This window comes from Micromonospora sp. NPDC050417 (assembly GCF_044458865.1).
In the GTDB taxonomy this organism is placed as follows: domain Bacteria; phylum Actinomycetota; class Actinomycetes; order Mycobacteriales; family Micromonosporaceae; genus Micromonospora_G.
Genome location: NZ_JBITIH010000003.1, coordinates 238,565 through 254,318, shown reverse-complemented (window position 1 = coordinate 254,318; position 15,754 = coordinate 238,565). Strand labels below are relative to the sequence as shown.

Annotated in this window: 13 protein-coding genes and 1 pseudogene; 9 read left to right on the top strand and 5 right to left on the bottom strand. The window is 71.1% G+C overall.

Features of this window, described 5'->3' with window-relative positions; translation table 11 throughout:
* The 4 genes from ACIBF5_RS06365 (at position 1) to ACIBF5_RS06350 (ending at position 3,557) form a co-directional block, all read left to right on the top strand.
* Positions 1-744 (top strand): ABC transporter ATP-binding protein, encoded by a 744-nt coding sequence (locus ACIBF5_RS06365; RefSeq protein ID WP_396808660.1) that lies wholly within the window; start codon positions 1-3, stop codon positions 742-744.
* Complete coding sequence (locus ACIBF5_RS06360; RefSeq protein WP_396808658.1) at positions 741-1,472, top strand: ABC transporter ATP-binding protein; 732 nt, start codon at positions 741-743, stop codon at positions 1,470-1,472. The genes ACIBF5_RS06365 and ACIBF5_RS06360 overlap by 4 nt, the downstream gene beginning before the upstream one ends.
* Positions 1,472-2,362 carry a branched-chain amino acid ABC transporter permease gene (locus ACIBF5_RS06355; protein WP_396808656.1) on the top strand — a complete coding sequence of 297 codons (891 nt, stop codon included), beginning with the start codon at positions 1,472-1,474 and terminating at the stop codon, positions 2,360-2,362. The genes ACIBF5_RS06360 and ACIBF5_RS06355 overlap by 1 nt, the downstream gene beginning before the upstream one ends.
* A 73-nt stretch (positions 2,363-2,435) precedes the next feature.
* The gene (locus ACIBF5_RS06350; RefSeq protein WP_396808654.1) at positions 2,436-3,557 is read left to right on the top strand and encodes a branched-chain amino acid ABC transporter permease; all 1,122 of its coding nucleotides are present in this window, start codon (positions 2,436-2,438) and stop codon (positions 3,555-3,557) included.
* 57 nt (positions 3,558-3,614) lie between these two features.
* Here ACIBF5_RS06350 and ACIBF5_RS06345 read toward each other — a convergent pair whose 3' ends face one another.
* On the bottom strand, positions 3,615-4,439 hold the full coding sequence (locus ACIBF5_RS06345; protein ID WP_396808652.1) for a hypothetical protein: 825 nt from the start codon (positions 4,437-4,439) through the stop codon (positions 3,615-3,617).
* Between the two features lie 158 nt (positions 4,440-4,597).
* On the opposite strand from ACIBF5_RS06345, the gene ACIBF5_RS06340 reads away from it, so the two are divergent.
* Together ACIBF5_RS06340 and ACIBF5_RS06335 are read left to right on the top strand one after the other, a co-directional pair.
* Complete coding sequence (locus ACIBF5_RS06340; protein ID WP_396808651.1) at positions 4,598-6,316, top strand: BTAD domain-containing putative transcriptional regulator; 1,719 nt, start codon at positions 4,598-4,600, stop codon at positions 6,314-6,316.
* A gap of 73 nt (positions 6,317-6,389) precedes the next feature.
* Entirely contained in the window at positions 6,390-8,567 is a 2,178-nt protein-coding gene (locus ACIBF5_RS06335) for a DEAD/DEAH box helicase (RefSeq protein WP_396808649.1), read from the top strand.
* A 46-nt stretch (positions 8,568-8,613) separates the two neighbouring features.
* Here the strand turns inward: ACIBF5_RS06335 and ACIBF5_RS06330 are convergent, their stop codons facing one another.
* On the bottom strand, positions 8,614-9,594 hold the full coding sequence (locus ACIBF5_RS06330; RefSeq protein ID WP_396808647.1) for an NlpC/P60 family protein: 981 nt from the start codon (positions 9,592-9,594) through the stop codon (positions 8,614-8,616).
* 217 nt (positions 9,595-9,811) lie between these two features.
* Here ACIBF5_RS06330 and ACIBF5_RS06325 point away from each other — a divergent pair.
* Together ACIBF5_RS06325 and ACIBF5_RS06320 are read left to right on the top strand one after the other, a co-directional pair.
* Positions 9,812-10,063, top strand: a pseudogene (locus ACIBF5_RS06325) (metal-sensitive transcriptional regulator); the annotation flags it as partial.
* An 11-nt stretch (positions 10,064-10,074) separates the two neighbouring features.
* Positions 10,075-11,091, top strand: a complete 1,017-nt coding sequence (locus ACIBF5_RS06320) for a hypothetical protein (RefSeq protein WP_396808646.1) — start codon at positions 10,075-10,077, stop codon at positions 11,089-11,091.
* 19 nt (positions 11,092-11,110) lie between these two features.
* Here ACIBF5_RS06320 and ACIBF5_RS06315 read toward each other — a convergent pair whose 3' ends face one another.
* Positions 11,111-11,560: a multiprotein-bridging factor 1 family protein gene (locus ACIBF5_RS06315; RefSeq protein WP_396808644.1), complete on the bottom strand. Its 450-nt coding sequence runs from the start codon at positions 11,558-11,560 to the stop codon at positions 11,111-11,113.
* Between the two features lie 459 nt (positions 11,561-12,019).
* On the opposite strand from ACIBF5_RS06315, the gene ACIBF5_RS06310 reads away from it, so the two are divergent.
* Entirely contained in the window at positions 12,020-12,427 is a 408-nt protein-coding gene (locus ACIBF5_RS06310) for a hypothetical protein (protein ID WP_396808642.1), read from the top strand.
* 18 nt (positions 12,428-12,445) lie between these two features.
* On the opposite strand, the gene ACIBF5_RS06305 is transcribed toward ACIBF5_RS06310, so the two are convergent.
* A complete protein-coding gene (locus tag ACIBF5_RS06305) occupies positions 12,446-13,612 on the bottom strand; it encodes a class I SAM-dependent methyltransferase (RefSeq protein WP_396808640.1) in 1,167 nt (388 codons plus the stop codon).
* Positions 13,613-13,747: 135 nt separating this feature from the next.
* Positions 13,748-15,466: a DEAD/DEAH box helicase gene (locus ACIBF5_RS06300; protein ID WP_396808638.1), complete on the bottom strand. Its 1,719-nt coding sequence runs from the start codon at positions 15,464-15,466 to the stop codon at positions 13,748-13,750.
* Positions 15,467-15,754: the final 288 nt, after the last annotated feature.

Here is a 15,754-nt window from a genome sequence, read left to right as displayed (position 1 = left end):
GTGCTGGCCACCCGAGGCCTCAGTTGGCGAATCGGCGAGGTCGCCATCGTCGACAGCGTCACCTTCGACCTCGCGCCGGGAGAGTTCCTCGGCGTGATCGGACCGAACGGCGCGGGCAAGACGTCCCTGTTCAACCTGATCTCCGGCCTGCGGCGCCCGACCGAGGGCCAGGTGCTGCTGCACGGGCAGGACATCAGCGGGCTACCGCCACACCGGCGGGCCGGCCTCGGGCTCGGCCGTACCTTCCAGTCCTCCTCCGTCTTCGGGTCGCTGAGCGTGCGCGAGAACGTGCGTCTCGCCGTACAGGCGCATCGTGGCGGCTCGATGAAGCTGTGGCGGCGGGCGGCGGCCGACCGGGACGTGGCCGCCGCCGCCGACACGGCGCTCGACCGGGTCGGCCTCAGCCACCGGGGTACGGCACTCGCCGGCAACCTCGCCCACGGTGAGAAACGGAAACTCGAAATCGCGCTCCTGCTCGCCGGGGAACCAAAGGTCATGCTCCTCGACGAGCCGATGGCCGGGGTCAGCGCCGAGGACGTACCGGAACTCGTCGCGGTGATCCGGTCGCTGACCGGAGACAGTGGCCGGTCGGTGCTGATGGTCGAGCACCACATGGACGTGATCCTGGAACTCGCCGACCGGATCGCCGTCATGCACCACGGCGCGCTGCTCGCCATCGACACCCCGGACACCGTGATGGCGAACGCGACCGTGCAAGAGGCGTACCTGGGGGAGTCCCTATGAGTACAGAACCGATTCTGACCGTCGAGGACCTGTCGGTACGGATCGCCGGGCTGCACATCCTCCAGGGCGTCTCCTTCACCGTCGCGCCGACCGGGGTCACCGTGCTGCTCGGACGCAACGGGGTCGGCAAGACCACCACCCTGCGCGCCGTCATCGGCCTCACCCCACGCAACGGCGAGGTACGCGGCACCATCCGCACCGGCGGGCGCAGCCTCACCGGGCAGCCGACCCACAAACTCGTCCGGGGCGGGCTCGGATACGTCCCCGAGGACCGGTGCGTCTTCGCCGGCCTCACCGTCGCCGAGAACCTGCGCCTCGCCGAACAGCGCGGCACCGCCCCGGCGTACGACAAGGTCTACGAACTCTTCCCCGAGCTGGACCGGCGCGGACGCCAACGGGCCGGCTCACTCTCCGGTGGCCAGCAACAGATGCTCGCCATCGGCCGGGTCCTGCTCAACGACAACCGGCTGCTGCTGGTCGACGAGCCGACCAAGGGACTCGCGCCGAAGGTCGTCACCGAGGTCGCCGAGGTGCTCGAACGGGTCGCGGTCACCGTGCCGGTGCTGCTCGTCGAGCAGAACCTCGCCGTCGTACGCCGACTCGCCCAGGCCGCGATCGTGCTCGACGCCGGACGGGTCGCCTGGACCGGCGACGCCCGGCAACTGCTGGAGGAGCCGGCGCTGACCAAGTCCCTGCTCGGAGTCGGATCGTCGGGGGTGCACGCCTGATGGGCACGATCGTGCTGTTGACGCTGACCGGGCTCGGCCTGGCCGCGTTGTACTTCCTCGTCGCCGCCGGGCTCTCCCTGGTGTTCGGCCTCGCCGACGTACTCAACTTCGCCCACGGGCTCTTCCTCTCCGTCGGCGCGTACGGCACCTGGTGGGCGGCGAACAACCTGCCCGGCGCCGGGCCGGGAGGATTCGGCTTCGTGCTCGCGGTCGCCTTCGGGGTGGCCGCCGGTGCGCTGGTCGGGGCCCTGGTCGAACTCGTGATGATCCGCCCGCTCTACTCCCGCAACATCGAACAGGTGCTGGTCACCGTCGGCCTCTCGCTCGCCGGAGTGGCGCTGCTGCAAGCCTCCTGGGGAGCGGACCCGCGCGACTTCCCCCGGCCGGACTGGAGCCGGCAGGTGAGCGTCGTGCTCGGCGCGAAGGTGCCGAACTCGATCCTGCTGCTGATCGTCGCCGCCGTCGTGGTGCTCGCCCTGCTCCTCGGTTTCCTCCGCTACACCCGCTACGGCCTGATCATCCGGGCCGGGGTGGAGAACCGGGAGATGGTCACCGCACTCGGCATCGACGTCCGCAAGGCGTTCACCCTGGTCTTCGTGATCGGTGGGGCGGTCGCCGCGCTCGCCGGGGGACTCGGCGGTGTCTACTACGGGTCGGTCTCGCCCAGCCAGGGCGGTTCGCTGCTCATCTTCGCCTTCATCGTGGTGGTCATCGGCGGGATGGGCTCGGTGGTCGGCTCCGCGTACGCGGCGGTCGTCGTCGGGCTGTTGCAGCAGTTCGTCAACTACTACGGCACCTCGGGCGCCGGTGACCTCTGCGTCGTCGCCCTGCTCGCGGCGGTGCTGCTGCTCCGCCCACAGGGCATCGCCGGAAAGGCGGTAACGGCATGACCGAGCGAAGCGAGGTCATCAATCAGCTCAGTTTCACAAGGCATGTCGGCGACGAACGAAGCGAGGAGGCGGCATGACCGAGCTGCAAACCTCGCCGGTCGAGACCGCGCCCGCCGCCGCGCCGGGACAGCCAGAGCGGCGGAGTTGGTACGCCATGGTCCGGCCCTGGTTGCCGCTGGTGGCGCTTCTGGTCTTCGCCATCTTGCCGTACTCGACGGTGTCGCTGCCCGGGATCTTCGACGGGCCGCTCAACTCGCCCGGCACCCTGCAACTGCTCGCCATCTGTCTCGTCTTCGGCGGACTCGCCGCCGGCTACGACCTGCTCTTCGGGCGTACCGGCATGCTCTCCTTCGGACACGCGCTCTATTTCGCCGCCGGGGTGTACGGCACCGACATCCTGGTGACCAAGGGCGGGCTGCCGCTCTGGCAGGCGGCGCTGCTGACCCTCGTCGGCGGCGCCATCCTGGCCGCCCTGCTCGGCGCGGTGGCGCTGCGTACGGCTGGGATCGCCTTCGCCATGGTGACGCTCGCCTTCGCCCAGGTCGGCGCGACCCTGGTGGCGCTGGACTTCCAGGGCCTGACCGGTGGCGAGGAAGGGCTTCCGCTGGACGTCTCCGGGTTGCCGGAGAGTCTGGTCGGGGTGGCGAACACGGTCAACCTCTACTGGTTGGCGCTGGCGTACCTGGCCCTGGTCGTCTTCGTGGTCGCCCGGGTCGCCGCCTCGCCGACCGGGCGGGTGCTCGCCGGGCTTCGCGACGACGAGCGGCGGATCGGGGTGCTCGGGCTGGACCCGTACCGGTTCAAGCTGGTCGCGTTCACCCTCTCCGGCAGCCTCGCCACCGCCGGTGGGGTGATCTACTGCCTGCTCGTCGGTGGCGCGTCGCCGCATATCACCTCCTCCGAGTTGACCCTGTCGCTGCTGGTCATGGTGGTGCTCGGCGGACCTGGTACGCGATGGGGACCGGTCCTGGGCGGCATCCTCTACATGTACCTCGACCACCGGCTCACCGATTTCGGCTCCTCGGCCGCGGTGGACTCGCTCCCCGGTGTGCTGAGCGGGCCGCTCTCCCAGCCGCTCTTCGTCCTCGGCACCGTCTTCATTCTCGCGGTCTACTTCTTCCCCGGCGGCCTGGCCAGCCTCGGTAGCCGGATCGCCCCGATCCGGCGCCTCTTCCCGGCCCGTTCGTCGAGGTAGCCGGTGCGGAGGGGACGGACCCCCGTGTGTCCGTCCCCTCCGCACCGACCTACGGGATCAGCCGTTGAGGATCTCGTACGCCGCCGCCGGCGCGGAGACGGTCTCAGTCGGGGCTGTCACCGCCGGCGCCTTGCCGTAGTCGCCGATGGTGACGCTGTAGTCGTACGCCTTTGTCTTGCCCACGGTGGGCACGTGGACGACAAACGAGGTGAGCCGGCTCTCCGCGTCGACGGTCGCCTCGAACGGCAGGGCCTTCGCCGCCTCACCGATCCCGGCGATGGTCTCCTCGCTCAGTACGTCGGTGGCCGCCGGACCGCTCAGGTCGACGGTCCCGCTGTACTTCCCGGAGGCGCCCTGCGTGACGGTCGTGTTCGCCACGACCGGCTTCAACCCGGCCACGTCGGCGCTCTCGTACGTGGTCGGCAGGCTGTCGTCACCGGTCAGCTTCGCCGGATCCAGTTTCATCCACTTGGTCGGCAGCTTCGGTAGGCCGGTCAGGCCCTTGGTCTCGGTGAAGGTAATTTTTGTCCAGGTCTGCTGGTCGACGGTCAGGTACGCCATGTGCATGGTGAACCCCAACTCGGGCTCCTTGTACGACAACCGCAGGTGTACGCCCTTGGACTCCGGCGCCACCTCGCCGGTGATCGTCGTTTCCCAGTCCTTGATGGTGTAGCTGAAGCTGGGCCGGGTCTCGTCGGGCACCGCCGCGAGCAGTGTCTCCTTAGGATTAGGTGCGGCCGAGGTCGCTGCGGGCGCTGCCCACTCCGACGAGCCGGGCGTGTCCTGCCCGCAGCCGGCCAACGTGCCGGCGATGGTGGCGAGTGCGGCAGCGGTGACGGTCGCTCGCCGGAAGGTATTGATCGTGGTGGTACGTCGCCGCATGTCTATCTCTTCTCTCTGCCCGCATGACTGCGCCGGGCGGGGATGTGCGTTTCGATCATGAGAATGTCAGCGCGTACTGCCGTACCGCTGTCGTTATGCTGCCGTCCGGCTGACGCGCACTGCGGCCGGCGGAATCCGAGGTCAGGAGCGGGGTGTAGATGGGCGCGGGCCTGCGCTTCGAGCTGCTGGGGCCACTGCGGGCGTGGCATGGTGACCGGGAACTCGACCTTGGGCCGGGCAAGCAGCGAGCGGTGCTCGCCATGCTGCTGCTCTATGCCGGACGTCCGGTCTCGCCCACCCAGATCGTCGACGCGGTCTGGCAGGACGAGCCGCCGATGAACGGTCCGAACGTCGTGCAGAAGTACGTCGCGGGGCTGCGCCGGGTGCTGGAGCCGGAGCGGTCACCACGCAGCCCGGGACAGCTACTGACCCTCACCGACGCCGGTTACCAGTTGCGGGTCTCCGCCGAGAACCTCGACGTGGAGCTCTTCGAGCGTCTGGTCCGGCGGGCGGCGGTCGCGCGTACCGAGGAGCGGTCGGATGAGGCCGCCGACGAACTGCGCCGGGCCCTGGCGCTCTGGCAGGGCGAGCCGCTCGTCGGGCTCAACGGGACCTTCTTCGACGCGGCGCGTACGCGCCTGGTCGAGGGTCGGGCGGCGGCGTTGGAGTCCTGGGCCGAGGTCGAGCTGGGCCTCGGCCGGCACAAGGAGATGGTCACCGACCTGATCCAGGCGGTCGGCCGATTTCCGGTACGGGAGCAACTGCACGGGCTGCTCATGTTGGCGCTCTACCGCTCCGGGAGGCAGGCCGAGGCCCTGGCGGCGTTCCGTGAGGTACGGGCACTGCTCCGCGAGGAGTACGGCGTCGAGCCCGGCGAGAACCTCCAGGAACTGCACCGGCGGATCCTGCGGTCCGATCCGACCCTCGGGGCGGCGGGTGAGCAGGAACGATTCGTGCCACCGGTGCTGATCGCACCGGCGGCTGCGGCCGTACCGTTTGCCGCGCGGGCTGTCGTACCTGCGGCGGCGCCCGTCACCGAGCCCGTCACCGAGCCCGTGCCGGCATCCGCGCCTGTGCCCACCGTCCTGGCTACGCCGCCGGGTCCGGTCTACCCGCCTGCCTTCGCGGTGGCCGGCCCGCCCGCCTTCGCGGCGGTGCCGATGCCGGTGCCGATGCCGATGCTGCCGGGCCAGGGGACGCTCGCGGCCGAGACCGGCCGCCGGACGTGGAGCCCCTGGTTGGAAGGCGGCGTCGGAATGGTGACCGTGCTGGTCACCTGCGGCCTGTTCACCTGGCTCGTCATGCTCTACCACTACTCCCAGCGTCGGGGTCGTCTACTGGCCGCGACGGTGCTGATCTACGCCGCATTGACGGCTTTGTTCCTCACCTGGGTGGTGCAGTTGGAAGAGGAGGAGGTGGACCTCACCGTATTCGACGTCGTCGCGGTTACGGCGCTGTGGACGATCTGGCTCGTGGGGGCGGTCCACGCACTGCTGATCAACCTCTGGATGGACCGGTCGGCGAGGGAGCCGACGAGTGACCTCGCGGTGGCCCAACGGGCCCGGCGGGAGCAGGCTCGACAGTTGCTCCAGCACTATCCGGCCGCGCGGGTGGGATTGCGTATCGGCCGGCCCGATCTGCTCCGTACCGTCGACGACGGCGGTCTGATCGACGTCAACGCGGTTGTCGACCATGTGCTCTGGAGTCTGCCGGGGATCGCACCGGAACAGGGCCGGCAGATCGCGATGGAGCGGTCCCTGCGCGGCGGATTTGTCTCGTTCGAGGATTTTGCTGCCCGATCCGCACTACCTCCCACCGTGCTTGACTCCCTGCGTGATCTCCTGCTCTTCCTCCCCCCGCCGACCCCAGGCCACTGACCCCTCCACCCGCACCCCCGGGGCCCCAGCCCGTCGATCCGGAAACGTCCGTCGGCGCTGGTAGAAATGCCGGGTGACGGACGATCGGATGGCGGTACGGGAACGGGCCGAGGCGGTGCTGCGCCGGCTCGCCGGTGAGCGCGCCCGGCTGCGCGAGGACCAGTGGCGGGCAATCGAGGCGCTGGTGGTCGACCATCGCCGGGTGCTCTGTGTGCAGCGCACGGGGTGGGGCAAGTCCGCGGTCTACTTCGTCGCCACCGCGCTGCTCCGCGCCGGAAGCACGGGGGAGGGTGGCCCGGGGGAGGGCGGCGGGGCGGGGCCGACCGTGATCGTGTCGCCGCTGTTGGCGTTGATGCGCAACCAGGTGGAGGCGGCGGCTCGCGCGGGCATCCAGGCTCGTACGATCAACTCCGCGAACCTGGACGAATGGGATGAGATCGCCGCCGAGATCCAGGCCGGTACGGTCGACGTCCTCCTGATCAGCCCGGAACGACTGAACAACCCCGACTTCCGGGACAGCGTCCTGCCCCGGCTCGCGGCTACCACCGGGCTGCTCGTGGTCGACGAGGCGCACTGCGTCTCCGACTGGGGGCACGACTTCCGCCCCGACTACCGGCGGCTGCGTACGTTCCTCGCCGGCCTGCCCGAGCGGACCCCGGTGCTCGCCACCACCGCCACCGCCAACCAGCGGGTCACCGACGACGTCGCCGAGCAGCTCAACACCGGCAACGCCCAGGGGGACGTCGGAGACGCGCTGGTGCTGCGCGGCCCGCTGGACCGGGCCTCGCTGCGGCTCGCCGTACTCGACCTGCCCAGCGCCGCGCACCGGCTCGGCTGGCTCGCCGACCACCTCGACCAGCTTCCCGGCTCGGGGATCATTTACACCCTGACTGTCGCGGCGGCGGGCGAGACGGCCGAGTTCCTCCGCTCCCGGGGCTACGCCGTCGCCGCCTACACCGGCCAGTCCGACGACGCGGAGCGCCGCGCCGCCGAGCAGGACCTGCTCGACAACAAGATCAAGGCGTTGGTGGCGACGTCGGCGCTCGGCATGGGCTTCGACAAGCCGGATCTCGGCTTCGTGGCCCACCTCGGCGCGCCGTCGTCACCGATCGCCTACTACCAGCAGGTCGGCCGGGCCGGTCGCGCCGTCGAGCACGCCGAGGTGCTGCTCCTGCCCGGGGTCGAGGACCAGGCGATCTGGCGCTATTTCGCCTCGCTCGCCTTTCCGCCGGAGGAGCAGGTCCGCTCGGTCCTGCGGGCACTGCTCCCGGACCGTCCACTCTCCACACCCGCGCTGGAGCCGATCGTCGACCTGCGGCGTACCCGGCTTGAACTGATGCTCAAGGTCCTCGACGTGGACGGCGCGGTCCGTCGGGTGCGCGGCGGTTGGCTCGCCACCGGCGAGCCGTGGCACTACGACGAGGCCAGGCTGCGCCGGGTGGCCCAGGCGCGGACCGCCGAGCAGGAGGCGATGCGCGAGTACGCCGCCACCGGTGACTGCCGGATGGAGTTCCTCCGCCGCTGCCTGGACGACCCCGAGGCCGTCCCCTGTGGACGGTGTGACAACTGTGCCGGCACCCAGTACGACACCGCCGTCTCCGCCCCCGCCCTCGCCGCCGCGCAGGCGTGGCTCGGCCGTACCGGTGTCGACCTCGCACCGAAGAAGCTCTGGCCGACCGGGTTGGAGGCGGTCGGCGTACCGCTGCGCGGCAAGATCAGCCCGAGCGAGCAGGCGCTGCCCGGCCGGGCCCTCGGCCGCCTCTCCGACCTCGGCTGGGGTGGTCGGCTGCGGGCGCTGGTGGCACCGGAGGCCGGCGACGCGGCGATCCCCGACGACGTGGCCGAGGCCATGGTCGAACTGCTCCGGGACTGGTCACGCGGCGCGGACCCGTGGCCGGCCCGCCCGGTCGCGGTGGTCGCGATCGGCTCCCGGACCCGCCCACGACTCGTGCGCAGCCTCGCCGAACGGATCGCCACCGTCGGCCGGCTGCCGCTGCTCGGCGAGGTGACCGCGCACGCCGCTGCGCCCGGCGGTGGGCCGAGGGGCAACAGCGCCCAACGCGTACGGACGCTGCACGACGCCTTTGTCGTACCGGCCCCGCTGGCCGACGCGCTCGCCGGGCTGGCCGGTCCGGTCCTGCTGGTGGACGACGTGGTCGACTCGGGCTGGACCATGACCATGGTGTCCCGCCTGCTGCGGCATGCCGGTGCGCCGGCCGTGCTCCCGCTGGCGCTCGCGGTCGCCGGTTGAGTCGACGGTCGCCGTCGAGGTGACCGTCACCTGTGGAGGGTCAGGGTCAGCCGGGGCGACCGAAGCCGTGGATCGGCTGGAACTCGACCCGGTCGAGCTGGACCGGCTTGCCCGCCCTCGGTGCGTGGATGATGTATCCGTCGCCGACGTAGATCCCGACGTGGTGGATGTCGGCGTAGTAGAAGACCAGGTCACCGGGTTGCCGTTCGGCGCGGCTGATCCGTTTCACCGCCCGCCACTGTCGGGCGGCGTTGTGTGGCAGCTTCACCCCGGCCGTACGCCAGGCGGCGGAGGTCAGCCCGGAGCAGTCGTACCCGTCCGGGCCCTCGCCACCCCACTGGTAGCGCTTGCCCAGTTGCGCGTACGCGAACCGGACCGCCGTCGCGGCGGCGCCGTCGCCCAGGTCGGGCGGGCGGGGTGCGGTACGCGGCGCCGTGGGCTCCCGTTCGCCGGCAGCGTCGCGCAGCCGGCCCAGTTGGCGGATTTCCTGCTCGATGTGCTGCTTGCGGGCGGTGAGTTGGCGCTCCTGTGCGCGCTGCTGCGTGTCCAGGGTCCGTGCCGCGCTCCGGGCGGCGGTGAGCTGGTCGTGGGCGTCGGCCAGCCGTGCGATGACCCGGCGCTGGTCCCGGCTGAGTCGGTTCAGCATCAGCAGGGAGTTGAGCAGGTCGTCGGTGGTCGCGGTGAGCAGCGCGGAGACGGCGGCGAGTGGTTGCCCGCCGTGGCCCCGGTACGCCTGGGCGGCGAGCTGGGCCGCCTCTGCCCGGTGGACGGCGAGCGCCTCGGTCAACGTGACCAGTTCGCGGTCCAGTGCGGTCGCTCGGGTCTGGGTCTCGCCCAGTTGCTCGTGCAGGTCGTTGTACTGCTCGATGACGATTTCGAGCTGCTCGGCAGCGGCGGCGAGCTGCTGCTCGGCGGTTTTGCCGGGTGGCTCGGCACCGGCGGGTTCGGGCGCCGAGGCGAGCGCCAGCATGACGGACACCCCGGCAGCGAACGCCGCGGTGCGGCGCGGTACGACGGTTGTCGGCACGACCTGTCCAACGATCGACCATCGACGTTGGCGACGGCATCGACCGAGATGGGCATGGATACGACCGGGGGGTATCCTGCTCGTCATGACCCACCAGTCGCCGGCCGACCCTTCTCCCGGCACCGTCTCCGGCGACGGTGCCGATGCTGCCGGCTCCGGCGCGCACTCCGGTGATGCCGCTCCACATGGTCCATATTGGTACGCATCGGACAAGCAGGCGCTTCTCGGTCGGCTTCGCCGGATCGAGGGTCAGGTACGCGGTCTGCACCGGATGGTGGAGGAGGACACGTACTGCATCGACGTCCTCACCCAGATCTCGGCCGCTACCAAGGCACTCCAGGCGGTCGCCGTCGGCCTGCTCGAAGGGCACATCGCGCACTGTGTGATGGACGCCGCCCGGGACGGCGGCGACCCGGCCGCGAAGGTGAAAGAGGCGTCCGACGCCATCGCCCGACTCGTACGCTCATAGGAGACCAGCAGATGCCCGTGACGTCGCCGCCGGAGGAGACCGGGTCGTCCGAGCTGTCCGGGGAGACGACTGAGTCGTCCGCGAGACTGGCGGAGGCGGACGCGCCACCCGTACCGGCGCCCGGCGGGGGCAGGATGGCCCTCATCGTCGGAGGACTGATCCTCGCCCTGATCGGTGGCTTCGGACTCGGCCGGCTGAACACCGACAGCGGCGGCTCGGCCAGCGCGCCCGGCGTCAGCAGCGACCACACCCACGCGCCCGGCACCGCGCCGCACGAGCACGGCCCCGGCGCGACCACGACCGGCACCACACCGGTCGGCACCGAACTGGGCGGACTCTCGCTCAGCGCCGCCGGGTTCACCCTGGTGCCGGCGACCAGCTCGTTCCGGGCCGGCCAGAGTCAGCCGTTCCAGTTCCAGGTGCTCGGCGCCGACCGGAAACCGGTCACCAACTTCACGGTCGTCCACGACAAGCCGCTGCACATGATCGTGGCCCGCCGCGACCTCTCCGGTTACCAGCACCTGCACCCGACCATGGCCCCGGACGGGACCTGGAGCGTGCCGCTGACCCTGGCCACCCCCGGAATCTGGCGGGCGTACGCCGACTTCACCGCGGCGGACGCCACCGGGAAACAGACCGCGGTGACGCTCGGCGTCGACCTGGTGGTCAACGGCGACTACGCGCCCCGTGCGCTGCCACCGGCGGCCCGGGAGGCGACGGTCGGCGAGTTCACCGTCACGTACGAGGGCACGCCGCAGGTGGGCGCCTCCGCCCCGCTGATGTTCCGAGTCTTCGCCAACGGCAGCCCGGTCACCGACCTCGAACGTTACCTGGGCGCGTACGGGCACCTGGTCGCACTGCGCGGCGGCGACCTGGGGTACGTCCACGTGCACCCGGAGGAGCAACTCGTCGGCGGCGCGGTCAAGTTCTGGCTCGCCGTACCGAGCCCCGGCAGCTACCGGCTCTTCTTCGACTTCCAACTCGCCGGGGTGATCCGGACCGCCGAGTTCACCCTGACCGTGTCCTGACCGGCGCGCGAGACCGACGTCAGCCGGCCCTGCGCACCGGGCGCTGGGCCAGGTAACGCAGCAGGTCGCAGATGAGCTGCTTCTCGTCCGCCGGCACCGTCGGGTCGGCGAGCCGGGTCAGGATCACCCGCAGGTCGGCGTCGACCTGGTCGTCGGCCCGCTTCCGGGTGCCGCCGGAGGGGGGCCGACCGGGGCGCCTCGCCGGCACCGGCTCACCGTCCGGGAGGCCGAGCGCCCGGAAGGCCGCCGTCACCGGTACGTCCAGCGCGGCGCAGAAGCCCCGTACCTTCGCCAGCTCCGGATAGTCGTGCCAGTCCCCGGCCAGCCAACGGAAGACCGTCGACCTGCCGACGCCGGTATGGGCGGCCAGGTCGGTGACGCTCCAACCCCGTTCGTCCTTGGCGTCGTCGATGGCTCGACGTACGAAGCGGGCGAATGCCGCCTGGGGTGAGTCCGATGCGGCACCCATTGTCAGTGGACAGCCCTCTCCTGCTGGAGCACCACCTTTGCCCCCTGAGCGTAGTGGCAAAAGACTGCTCCGCCACCCAGGCGGTATCGACTAGTCTCGTGGCCGGGACCGGATGGCAGATCCCGCCGGTCGGACCGCCGCCGATCCTGCCGGTCCTGCCGTTTCCGCTGGTTGCCACCCTCTCCGCCGGGATTCCGGAACGGGCGGGAGGTTGGTTCGGTCGGCGGCGCGATCACGGATCCCCGCCTGCGATCTCCCGATGGGCGGGGGGCAACGGGAGATCGCCCCGACCTGGTGGTCACCACTGCCGGTGATCAGTCGAATCCACTATGCTCGACCCTCGCGTGGTCGGCCGGTCGCACCCGACCCGGTCGCACCCCGACCCGCTTGGTCAGGGCCAACCGGGCGACGTCCATCGTCCGTGGCGCTTCCGTACCGAGGCGAGTGAAGAGGATCAACGTGGCTACTCCGGCCCCACCGCTTCCGCACCGACCCGGGGCGATCAGCCTGTTCTTCGTGGTCAAGGCCATCGTCTTCGCGGCCGGTTTCTGGGCCTGGCTGCTGGTCCTCGTCTTCACCAGGCCCGAGGTGAGCGGTCCGCACATCCTTGCCGCCACCGGGACGACCATCACCACCCTGGTCGCGGTGCTGCTCGGCGTCCGGATGGCCCTGCAACGCAGTGCGGCCGACCGGCACGCCGAACTCAAACGGCTGCTCGTCGACATCTCCTGGAACGCGTTTGCCGCCGTAGGCAACGCGGAGCCCGAGAGCAACGGCAACGTCGTACCGTTCCCCAGCACCGCTTTCGACGCCGCGTCCCTGTCCGGGCGTACGCCGGGCGAGAGTAACGGCGACCGTCGCCACTGACCGCGTCGCCGGGAGCCGTCAGACCGGCGAAACCGACCGATGTGGTTCGTCCAGCAGGGTGCGCAGATGCGGGGTGACCTGCCACTGTTCCACCAGGCCCTGGTATTCGGCCCGCTGCTGGGCGGTCGGCTCGGTGCCGGTGCGACGAGCCCGCAGCAACAGGTTGCGCGGGGTGTGCTGGCTGTCGACGAACTCGACCACCTCGACCCGGTAACCCCGCAGCCGCAGCAGCCCCGCCCGGAGCGCGTCGGTGAGTACGTCGGCGAACCGCTCCCGCAGGATGCCCTCACGGGTCAGCAGGTCGTACGGCTCTGGTGCCGGCTGGCTGCGCAACTGCCGGGCCAGGTCGTGATGGCAGCACGGCGCGGCGAGCACCCAGCGGGCGTTCCAACGCACCGCCCGGGCCAGCGCCTCGTCGGTCGCCGTGTCGCAGGCGTGCAGCGCCAGCACCAGATCCGGTGCCGGTTCGACGACCGTGTCCAGGATGGTGCCGGCGACGAACCGTACCCGGTCTGCGCAGCCCAGTTCCTCGGCCAGTTCGGTGTTCCGCCGCCGCTGGTCCTCCCGTACGTCGACGCCGACCAGCTCGACGTCCACACCCCGTCCGGTGAGGTACCGGTAGGCGGCGAAGGTCAGGTACGCGTTGCCGCAGCCGAGGTCCACCACCCGCAACGGTCCGGTCAGCTCGGCCGGCAGGGTGGCGGCCAGCGCCCGCAGGAACGCGTCCACCTGGCGTCGCTTCGCCGCGCTGCCACCGACCGAGGCGAAGAGTGGGTCACCGGGGTCGAGTAGGTAGTCCTTGGCCCGGTCGTGTCCCGGTGCCGGGGCCGGGGCACGGTCGGCGGCGGCCCGGTGCACCTGGGCGTCGCCCTTCTTGGTCACCCGTACCTGCACCGTGGTGGTCGCCGTCTCGACGTGCCAGTTGCCGAACGGCTCGGCCAGCAGGGCGTCCACCGCCGCGTCCGACTCGGGGCCGGGAGCGACGTTGCGGGTGTACGGGCGGGAGCCGTCGAACGTCGCGATCTGCAACCGGGCGCCGGCCTTCAACGTCACCGGTCGCAGCTCTGCGCGTACGAGGGTCGGCGCCGCTCCCCGGCGACGGCCGGCCGCCACCGCCCGGGTCAGCCCCGGGGCGAGCAGGAGCGCACGCACCTCGGCGAGGGCGAGTTCGAGTTGTTCCGGCACGGCTACCTGGCCTCTTCCAACAGGGTCACCCGGTCGCGGCGGGCGGCGCGTATCTGATCCCGGCCCCCGGTGGTCCACCCGGCAGGAGCCGGGACGGAGTGTCGGGAGCCGGGTCGGTGGAGCGTCGGTGCCGGGTCAGGCGGTGGCGCTGTCCGCGCCGGTCGGGCCGGTGTCGGTCGTACCGGCGTCGGAGCCCGCGCCGCGGGTACCACGCCCACCACGGCGGCGCCGCCGGGTACGGGTCCGGCCGGTGCCCTCGGTGCTGTCGCCGCCGGCCTCGGCCGCCGGGGCAGTGCCCTCGGTGGTGGTCACCGAGACCGTGGCGGCGGTGGCGTCACCGGCGACGACCTCACCGGCGCGACGCCGACGCCGCTGCCGGGTACTGGTCCGGACGACCTCGTCGGTCGTCTCCACCACCGCGTCGTTGTCGGCGGCGGCCGGTCGGCTCCCGCCGTCGCGTCGTCCACGGCTACGACCGCCCCGGGCACCGCTGTCGCGGCTGTCGCGGCTCTCGGGGCGCCGGGTGCTCCGGGACCGGCCGCCGAGATCTTCCTCGACCTCGGCGGAGAGGCCCGCGCGGGTCCGTTCGGCGCTCGGCAACGTGCCCGAGATGTCCGTCGGGATGTCCAGGTCGGTGTAGAGGTGCGCGGAGGTGTGGTACGTCTCCGGCGGCTCCGGCATTTCCAGCCCGAGGGTCTTGTCGATGATCCGCCACCGGGGCATGTCGTCCCAGTCGACGAAGGTGACCGCGACGCCGGTGGCGCCGGCGCGGCCGGTACGACCGATCCGGTGCGTGTACGTGTCCTGATCTTCCGGGCAGTCGTAGTTGATCACGTGGGTCACGCCGGTCACGTCGAGCCCGCGCGCCGCCACGTCGGTGGCGACCAGGATGTCGATCTTTCCGGTACGGAACGCGCGGAGCGCCCGTTCCCGGGCACCCTGCCCGAGGTCGCCGTGTACGGCGGCCACGGCGAACCCGCGGAAGTCGAGATCCTCGGCGACCCGGTCGGCGGCCCGCTTGGTCCGGGTGAAGATCATCGTCAGGCCACGCCCGTCGGCCTGGAGAATCCGGGCGACGATCTCGACCTTGTTCATCGAGTGCGTGCGGTAGACCAACTGCCGGGTCAGCGGCGACGGTCCGGTCTCGGCGGTGTGGCCGGCGTGGATCGTCACCGGTTGGCGCAGGAAGCGCCGGGCCAGCGTGACGATCGGATCGGGCATGGTGGCCGAGAAGAGCATCGTCTGCCGCTTCTCCGGCAGCATCGCCAGGATCTTCTCGACGTCGTCGAGGAAGCCCAGGTCGAGCATCCGGTCGGCCTCGTCGAGGACCAGTGCGCGTACGCCGTCCAGGCGCAGGTGCTTCTGCTTCGCCAGATCCATCAGCCGGCCGGGCGTACCGACCAGGATCTCCACGCCCTTGCGCAGCGCGTCCACCTGCGGCTCGTACGCGACGCCACCGTAGATCGGTAGCACCCGTACGCCACGCGTCTTGCCGGCGGCGGCGATGTCCTTCGCCACCTGTAGACCCAGTTCCCGGGTCGGTACGACAACCAGTGCCTGCGGGATTCCGTCACTGCCCTCGCCCGGCGCGGTGACCCGCTCCAACAGCGGTACGCCGAATCCGAGGGTCTTGCCGGTGCCGGTCGGCGCCTGTCCGATCAGGTCGGTGCCGCGCAGCGCGATCGGCAGTGCGTACTCCTGGATCGCGAAGGCGCGGACGATACCGACAGCGGCAAGCGCCTCCACGGTCTCCTGACGTGCGCCCAGGTCCGCGAAGGTCGGGGCCTCGGGGCGCACCGGTGCGTCGGCGGCCAATGCTTGGCCAGCCATTTCTTCTTCGATTTGATCGCTCATGTGGTTGTGGGGGTGCCCTCTCGTGGTGCGCCCCGTTGGTCCCTAGGGCGCTGTTTCGGTTTGGCGCGGGCCACACGGTTCTCGGCAGAGTGCCGGGCAGAACCGGGCCGCACGCGCGCCGTAGGAAGGAATTCGAGGCTCTCGAGACCTACGGCAACTGCTCCATGTTACCTGAGCCGGGCAAATGTCGCCCCTACTCCGTCTGAACCGGGGTTGACCGGGGTGAAGGGATGTGGTGTCGATCACCCGTTCGTTGACGGTCCGTAGCTCCCGTCGTCACCGGGTACC

Bases quoted from the DNA above. Each gene is read 5' to 3' on its own strand.
- ACIBF5_RS06315 (WP_396808644.1), bottom strand. From the start codon at position 11,560: ATGGGTGCCGCATCGGACTCACCCCAGGCGGCATTCGCCCGCTTCGTA.
- ACIBF5_RS06340 (WP_396808651.1), top strand. From the start codon at position 4,598: ATGGGCGCGGGCCTGCGCTTCGAGCTGCTGGGGCCACTGCGGGCGTGG.
- ACIBF5_RS06345 (WP_396808652.1), bottom strand. From the start codon at position 4,439: ATGCGGCGACGTACCACCACGATCAATACCTTCCGGCGAGCGACCGTC.
- ACIBF5_RS06355 (WP_396808656.1), top strand. From the start codon at position 1,472: ATGGGCACGATCGTGCTGTTGACGCTGACCGGGCTCGGCCTGGCCGCG.
- ACIBF5_RS06320 (WP_396808646.1), top strand. From the start codon at position 10,075: ATGCCCGTGACGTCGCCGCCGGAGGAGACCGGGTCGTCCGAGCTGTCC.
- ACIBF5_RS06300 (WP_396808638.1), bottom strand. From the start codon at position 15,466: ATGAGCGATCAAATCGAAGAAGAAATGGCTGGCCAAGCATTGGCCGCC.
- ACIBF5_RS06360 (WP_396808658.1), top strand. From the start codon at position 741: ATGAGTACAGAACCGATTCTGACCGTCGAGGACCTGTCGGTACGGATC.
- ACIBF5_RS06350 (WP_396808654.1), top strand. From the start codon at position 2,436: ATGACCGAGCTGCAAACCTCGCCGGTCGAGACCGCGCCCGCCGCCGCG.